This window comes from Marivirga sp., assembly GCF_051117495.1.
Lineage (GTDB): Bacteria > Bacteroidota > Bacteroidia > Cytophagales > Cyclobacteriaceae > Marivirga.
Map to the genome: position 1 here is coordinate 170,183 of NZ_JBNPEF010000021.1, position 6,840 is coordinate 177,022.

Here is a 6,840-nt window from a genome sequence, read left to right on the forward strand (position 1 = left end):
GGCAAACCGACCGGAAGCAAGATTAAATTAAATTCAAATACATACCAATGTCATCTCCAACCAATATTTATTCTTTTGTGTCCTTTATAAAAAGAGCATTTCACTTCATCTAATATAGATCGTACTCATGAGAATAGTAGTTTTTAAATTTGTCCTACCTTTAATAATTGTATTCTTATCCATTTTATCATGTGAATCTGAAGAAGAGTTATCAGGAGAGCTTGAGGATTTTTTTCGTGCTGAAACTTATTGTGCTGACCCTTGGGAACAAAATAATATTGACTCTGATGAAGAACTTAAAGAGCAAGTTTCAGAATACTTAAATAATCTGGATATTAGTTATTATGATTTGAAGATTACACATGATGGAGAAAAACAATTTTGTTTTGCATGTCATTGCACTAGCGGTAGGTTAATAAGATTTAAATCTGATAGGGTAAATCAAGAAATCTTATTAGAAAATGGATTTCAGATGGAGTAAAAAGCAGATAGCCCCGGCCGGTGGCACACCGACCGGAAGCAGAATGTCATTATCAATCAGCCTCAATAACCTTTCTTTTATTGGGCGAAAGTGCTAAAAGCGGAACTTTAGTATGGAAAATCAATGATTTGCTTTCGCTCTTGCCAAATAGGCTTTCAAATAATCCTTTCTTTCTTGGTAATACTACCAACAAATCAATTTTATTAGTTTCTGCAAATTCATCTATTCCTTCTTCCACATTTTTATTGACCATAAAATGATATTGATGTGGCAAGCCTTTTAAATGCATTTCTAAATTCTTTGCTTCCTCTGCTTTATCTTGAGCCAACATCGGTTCTTGACTCACATGAATCAAATGAATTTTAGATGCATAAGCTTGTCTGATTGCTTTAACTGGATCTAATAACTCCGACATAATACCTTTATAATCACTGGATAAAGCGATGTTTTTTATGTCTTCGTATTGTGCGTCTTCCGGTATCACCAATACAGGCGCTAATTCGGCCTTGATAACGCGGTGCGCATTGGTACCTAAAATTACCTCATCAACTCCACTTGCACCTTTGGTTCCCATAATGATCAAATCAACTGGGTTCTCAAGCGAATATTCTTCCACTGCATCCTTTACATAATTTTCGGTTTTAATGGTTTCATATTCGAATTCCTTTAAAAGTGGTAGCTTTCCTTCCAATTTATTGAATTCGGAATCAATAAATTTTTTAATATCTTCTTCACTTTCACCCACATCATAAGCAAAATGAAAATCGGTATATGCCAGAGGAACAGTATAGGCATTAAGAATAGTGATTTCTGCTTGAGGATTGATTTGTTTTGCAAACTTTAGTGCATATTCCAATGCGTTTATTGCACAATCTGAAAAATCGGTCGGAACTAATATTTGCTTTATCATGGCTTCTAATTTTTATAGTTTAATATAATTATTTTAACAGATTACATTTATAAACCTGTGTTGTAATCTGTAGCATAAAATTAGAAATTACTGAATTGAAATTCACTGACTTCAAACAGCTAAAATCATGACATTTGTCATTATTTACAATTTAAATGATAGTTTTACTAATAGTTAGAGTTCGGTTTAAAATCCCAGTAAAACATCTCTAAAACATCATTTCCGAATTTTTCTTCATAAATTTAAAAGAAAGTTATCCGAAATCTGAAAGATTTATTTAAGTAGATATTTTATTTCTGTTCTCAGTCTTTCTAAGCCTCATTTTTCTAGCTAATTGTAAAAGTAAAATCGCCAAGAAATAGCTTCCTATCGAAATGGGGATAGTCAAGGCTAAATTGCCCAATGCAAATTGCTTAAAAAACAATAATATTTGTCTGATTATTTCATTTTGAACCTCCACATCTGGAAGACTATTGGAAATTCGGCTCCCAATTTTATAGCTTAACCAATATATAGGAATAATGGTGATAGCATTCCAGACCATCATGGAAAGCAAGACGGCCATTTTATTTAATTGTTTGAAAACGGTCATAAAACCGATTCCAATTGCAGTACTAAAACCTGGTGTAGGTAAGAGGGCAATTAAAGTTCCAAATGCATAACTTAAGGCTATGGATACATCTGATTTATCTGAAGTGAGTACCGCAATGGTATATCGCTTGATTTTAAAAATATATTTGTCTTTGTAAAAGCGTAAGCGTCTAACCGCCCACCTTTTTAACTTTGTTATAGCCATCCTTTTGTAAAACTTCCACTATTTTATCACGAAAATCTCCTTGAATAAGAATTTCCCCATCTTTCACACTTCCACCTACTCCACATTTCGATTTTAGTTGTTTTCCTAAGGCTTTTAAGTCATCCTCAGTTCCAATAAAACCTGTAATCAGACTCACTTCCTTACCTGCCCTAGCTTTTTTATCTAACTGTACTTTCAAACTCTGTTCGGAAGGAGGAAGGGTTTCCTGTTCTTCTTGTTCTTCATACTCATATTCAAAATCATTTGAGGTGGAATATACAATACCTACTCTATTTTTTTTGTTTTTCTTGCTCATCTTGGTTTTCTTATATTTATATACGTATAAATCATTCAAAAATCTATCGTTTTGAATGATTTATTAGTTCTTCAAGTCAAAATTAAGAAAGCTTAATGTCCTTTCAAATTCAGATGAAATATCTGCTTTTATATGTAAAACTTCTTCCGTAACAGGATGTTTAAATTTCATTTCTTTAGCATGGAGCATCATACTATCCATTCCCCATTTTTCCTTAAATAATTTGTTTTGTTTATTGCATCCGTGAGGTCGATCTGCAATAATCGGATGATGAATATGTGCCAAATGCTTTCTGATTTGATGCATCCTGCCAGTTTCAGGTTGAACTTCCACCAAAGAATAGCGCGAAGTTTCAAATTTACCTAAAGGGACTGGTATTTCCGTTTGTGCTAGAGTTTTATAATGAGTCACAGATTCTTGTAATTGACCACTTTCTTTCCTCAAAGCATAATCGATAGTACCTTCGGAATCTGTGAAACCTCTTACAATTGCTAAATAAGTTTTCTCAATTTGCTGATCCCTAAAAAGGGCAGTGGTTTTTGAATTGTTTTCTTCATCCAAAGCAAAGAGTAAAACCCCTGAGGTTTTGCGGTCAATTCTATGAACAGGATAAACTCGCTGGCCCAATTGATCTCTTAGCAATTGCAAAGCGAAGACATCCGTTTCAGTAGCAATCTTAGTTCGATGCACCAACAATCCATGAGGTTTATTGATAGCCACTAAATAGTCGTCTTGGTATATTATTTCTAATGGGGTGATGCTCACAAATTTGTATTTATCAAATTTTCCAAAGCTTAGAACTTTGGAAAAGTTATGATTTAGTTATTTGAAATATGTGGGAAATAAGTTTGAATTATCTACAATGACAATTTTACTCATTCATAATTTTTTCTATATCTTCAGTAGTTTCTCCAAATATTGAAGTTCCATAATTACCTGCTGTTTCCAAAAATTCTCTTTTTGAAATTCCTACTAATTGAGCGGCTTGTCCAGAAGATAAAACTCCTTTCTCAAACAAGCTAGTGGCAACTTGCATTTTTATATCTTTTTCATCTACAGTATCAGGTATTTGGAGTGTCAATGTTTTCATATTTCAATTTTTTCTAAAATCAAGATAGTAAAAAATAGATTGTAATTAATTAGACTGTTCTATCGCTAGCCTCTGGCTAGTGATTTTTACTTGTGCCTCTGGCACGGAATAATTTTTAAATGTGTTACATCAAAAAAATAGAAAAAATTCGCCAGCGATAGTAATTTCCACTAGCCGGAGGCTAGCGGAAGTAAATTTCTTTGAGTACTATAACTGCGTTTTATCTTCCTGTACTCTATTTAATTATTTTACTTCTTCCGAGAACTTCTTCCACCATCCATTTTCACTTTCAGCATCTAGACTAAACCATTTCCCTTGTGGAATGCTTAACAATGGGATATCTTTTTCCACAGCTTCATTTTCAAGATCTAAAATGGGTTCATACCAGCTATGCAAAGCCAAATCAAATGTGCCCCAGTGGATGGGGAATAATTTCTTTGCTCTCATTTGCTGAAAAGCATCTATAGCTTCTGTTGGATCCATGTGAATATCGTGCCAAGCATCATTATAAGCCCCAATTGGCATTATGGCTAAATCAAATGGACCTAGTTTTTCATCTATTTCCTTAAAGCCATCAAAAATCCCTGTGTCACCACCAAAATAAATTTTTACATCCTCCATTTCAATTACCCATGAAGCCCAGAAGGTATTGTTCTGGCTAAATAACCTCCCGCTAAAATGGCGTGCTGGGGTTGCGGTTATAGTGATTCCATTATCAGTATGAGTATCCCACCAACTAAATTCTTTTATCTTTTCCGCTGGAACTCCCCAATATTCCAAGCTTGCTTTTACACCTGTAGGAACAAAAAAGTATTTCGTTTTAGACGTGATTTTTTTAATGGTCTCATAATCCAAATGATCGTAGTGGTCATGTGAAATCACAACAGCTTCCAACTTAGGAAGATCTTCAGCCGAAATAGGTGGAGCACTAAACCTTTCAGGTCCCATAAACTGGAAAGGAGACGCACGTTTTCCTAACATTGGGTCTGCCAAAATATATTTGCCGTTTTTGTAAAATAGTACTGCAGCATGTCCCAACCAATTGACTTGCAGTATGCTATCGTTTTCTTGTTTGTTATTTTCTGTAAAAACATAATCCTTAGTTGGAGTGGTTTCCACATTTCTTTTGAAATAATTCCGAAGAATACGAGGAACTTGAGTGAACTCTGCACTTTTTGTGGGCACCACATTAACAAACTTTCCTTTATTATAATAAGGAGATGATGCCATTTCCTTGGAGTTGGGAGCTTTCCCGACAGACGGAACAAAATATTTTACCATATAATAGCCTAAAATGAAAAAGGCTACTACAATGAGTAAGCCTTTTAATATTTTAATTAAAATTTTCATTATTCCCTTAAACTGAAATATGAATATAAAGTTCCTTCCAAATTAAGCCGTCACCTTACCGTACAACTCTTCTCTCTGAGCCTGAATCCTATCATCGTCCATATATTGATCATAAGTTTTCAGACTATCGATATTGCCATTTGGCGTAAGCTCTAAAATTCTATTAGCAACTGTGTTCGTAAACTCATGGTCATGAGATGTGAAAATCACAGTGCCAGGGAAATCTTTCAAGCCATTGTTAAATGCCTGAATAGATTCCAAATCCAAGTGGTTGGTCGGTTCGTCCAACATCAACAAGTTTCCACCAGTCAACATCATTTTGGAAACCATACACCTTACTTTTTCTCCTCCTGACAATACATTTACTGATTTGAAGGTTTCTTCTCCGGTGAAGAGCATTTTGCCTAAGAAACCACGTATGTAAACCTCATCTTTTTCATCTGAATAATTCCTTAACCAATCGATAAGGTTTTCATTACCTTGAAAAAACTCATCATTATGATTGGGTAAATAAGAAGTGGTAATGGTCTGACCAAATTTGAAACTTCCTGAGTCAGCTTGCATATTGCCGTTTAAGATTTCGAATAGGGCGGTCGTAGCTAAACTATTTTTACTCAAAACGGATATTTTATCACCTTTATTTACAAATAAATCCAAATCCTTAATCAAGACTTTATCCTCAACCGCTTTGTTGAGTTTCTCAATCTGTAAGATTTGGTCACCCGCTTCTCTATTTTGATTAAAGATAATAGCAGGATATCTACGACTGGAAGGCTTGATATCTTCTACATTAATTTTATCCAATAATTTTCTTCTACTGGTAGCTTGCTTTGATTTAGAAGCATTGGCACTGAATCGAGCAATAAACTCTTGTAATTCTTTCTTTTTCTCCTCCGCTTTTTTGTTAGCAGATGATTTTTGGCTTAAAGCTAATTGACTAGACTCATACCAGAATGAATAGTTTCCAGAGAACATATTGATTTGACTGAAATCAATATCTACGATGTGCGTACAAACAGTATCCAAGAAGTGTCTATCGTGAGAAACTACGATAACGGTATTTTTGAATTCCAAAAGGAAATCTTCCAACCATGCAATGGTATAGATATCCAAGTCGTTGGTAGGCTCATCCAGAATCAATACATCAGGGTTGCCGAATAATGCTTGAGCCAAAAGGACACGAACTCTATAATTACCATCTACATCTTTCAATAATTTATAGTGGTGTTCTTCCTCAATTCCCAAACCGCTCAATAGAGCTGCTGCATCAGATTCAGCATTCCAGCCATCCATCTCAGCAAATTCTTCTTCTAATTCCGAAACTTTGATACCGTCTTCTTCCGAGAAATCAGGCTTGCTATACAATTCTTCTTTCGCTTTGATGTTATTCCACAATTTGTCGTGCCCCATCATTACAGTATTTAGCACTGTATGCTCATTAAATTCATTATGGTTCTGCTTTAGTACAGCCATCCTTTTGCCTGCATCAAGGCTTACATTACCTTTGGTAGGGTTTATTTCACCTGAAAGGATTTTTAGGAAAGTAGATTTCCCTGCTCCGTTGGCGCCAATTACGCCATAGCAATTTCCTTGCGTGAATTTGATGTTTACTTCATCAAACAGAACTCTTTTTCCGAATTGGAGGGTTAAATTACTGGTATTAATCATAGCATTTTTTCAATCAGAGCGCAAAGGTACGGATATTCATTGAGAGTGGGGAGCTTTAGGGTAGAGATATTTGTGAAAAATACTTTATTTTACACTTAATGGCAATGCTGTCCTAAATAATTTAAAATTGAGATAAAAACCTAATCCTTCTGATATTTAATCCAGCTTTATCCATATTCAGGAAAAAGAACCCCCTGTTTGCCTTGATTTTGTAGTTTGGGTGGGTCCT

At 34.8% G+C, this 6,840-nt stretch carries 8 protein-coding genes; 1 reads left to right on the forward strand and 7 read right to left on the reverse strand.

Features of this window, described 5'->3' with window-relative positions:
- Positions 1–127 precede the first annotated feature (127 nt).
- Complete coding sequence (locus tag ACFE0M_RS12050) at positions 128–481, forward strand: hypothetical protein (RefSeq protein ID WP_434546015.1); 354 nt, start codon at positions 128–130, stop codon at positions 479–481.
- A 52-nt stretch (positions 482–533) separates the two neighbouring features.
- On the opposite strand, the gene ACFE0M_RS12055 is transcribed toward ACFE0M_RS12050, so the two are convergent.
- The 7 genes from ACFE0M_RS12055 to ACFE0M_RS12085 form a co-directional block, all read right to left on the reverse strand.
- Positions 534–1,391 carry a universal stress protein gene (locus tag ACFE0M_RS12055; protein ID WP_434546016.1) on the reverse strand — a complete coding sequence of 286 codons (858 nt, stop codon included), beginning with the start codon at positions 1,389–1,391 and terminating at the stop codon, positions 534–536.
- Between the two features lie 277 nt (positions 1,392–1,668).
- The gene (locus tag ACFE0M_RS12060; protein WP_434546017.1) at positions 1,669–2,187 is read right to left on the reverse strand and encodes a DUF2062 domain-containing protein; all 519 of its coding nucleotides are present in this window, start codon (positions 2,185–2,187) and stop codon (positions 1,669–1,671) included.
- The gene (locus ACFE0M_RS12065; RefSeq protein ID WP_434546024.1) at positions 2,153–2,503 is read right to left on the reverse strand and encodes a translation initiation factor; all 351 of its coding nucleotides are present in this window, start codon (positions 2,501–2,503) and stop codon (positions 2,153–2,155) included. The genes ACFE0M_RS12060 and ACFE0M_RS12065 overlap by 35 nt, the downstream gene beginning before the upstream one ends.
- A 63-nt stretch (positions 2,504–2,566) precedes the next feature.
- Positions 2,567–3,268 carry a pseudouridine synthase gene (locus tag ACFE0M_RS12070; protein WP_434546018.1) on the reverse strand — a complete coding sequence of 234 codons (702 nt, stop codon included), beginning with the start codon at positions 3,266–3,268 and terminating at the stop codon, positions 2,567–2,569.
- 106 nt (positions 3,269–3,374) lie between these two features.
- Positions 3,375–3,593, reverse strand: a complete 219-nt coding sequence (locus ACFE0M_RS12075) for a UPF0175 family protein (RefSeq protein ID WP_434546019.1) — start codon at positions 3,591–3,593, stop codon at positions 3,375–3,377.
- Between the two features lie 243 nt (positions 3,594–3,836).
- Positions 3,837–4,943, reverse strand: a complete 1,107-nt coding sequence (locus ACFE0M_RS12080; RefSeq protein WP_434546020.1) for an MBL fold metallo-hydrolase — start codon at positions 4,941–4,943, stop codon at positions 3,837–3,839.
- 42 nt (positions 4,944–4,985) lie between these two features.
- Positions 4,986–6,611 (reverse strand): ABC-F family ATP-binding cassette domain-containing protein, encoded by a 1,626-nt coding sequence (locus ACFE0M_RS12085; protein WP_434546021.1) that lies wholly within the window; start codon positions 6,609–6,611, stop codon positions 4,986–4,988.
- Positions 6,612–6,840 lie beyond the last annotated feature (229 nt).

Bases quoted from the DNA above. Each gene is read 5' to 3' on its own strand.
- ACFE0M_RS12080 (WP_434546020.1), bottom strand. From the start codon at position 4,943: ATGAAAATTTTAATTAAAATATTAAAAGGCTTACTCATTGTAGTAGCC.
- ACFE0M_RS12060 (WP_434546017.1), bottom strand. From the start codon at position 2,187: ATGGCTATAACAAAGTTAAAAAGGTGGGCGGTTAGACGCTTACGCTTT.
- ACFE0M_RS12085 (WP_434546021.1), bottom strand. From the start codon at position 6,611: ATGATTAATACCAGTAATTTAACCCTCCAATTCGGAAAAAGAGTTCTG.
- ACFE0M_RS12055 (WP_434546016.1), bottom strand. From the start codon at position 1,391: ATGATAAAGCAAATATTAGTTCCGACCGATTTTTCAGATTGTGCAATA.
- ACFE0M_RS12065 (WP_434546024.1), bottom strand. From the start codon at position 2,503: ATGAGCAAGAAAAACAAAAAAAATAGAGTAGGTATTGTATATTCCACC.
- ACFE0M_RS12050 (WP_434546015.1), top strand. From the start codon at position 128: ATGAGAATAGTAGTTTTTAAATTTGTCCTACCTTTAATAATTGTATTC.
- ACFE0M_RS12075 (WP_434546019.1), bottom strand. From the start codon at position 3,593: ATGAAAACATTGACACTCCAAATACCTGATACTGTAGATGAAAAAGAT.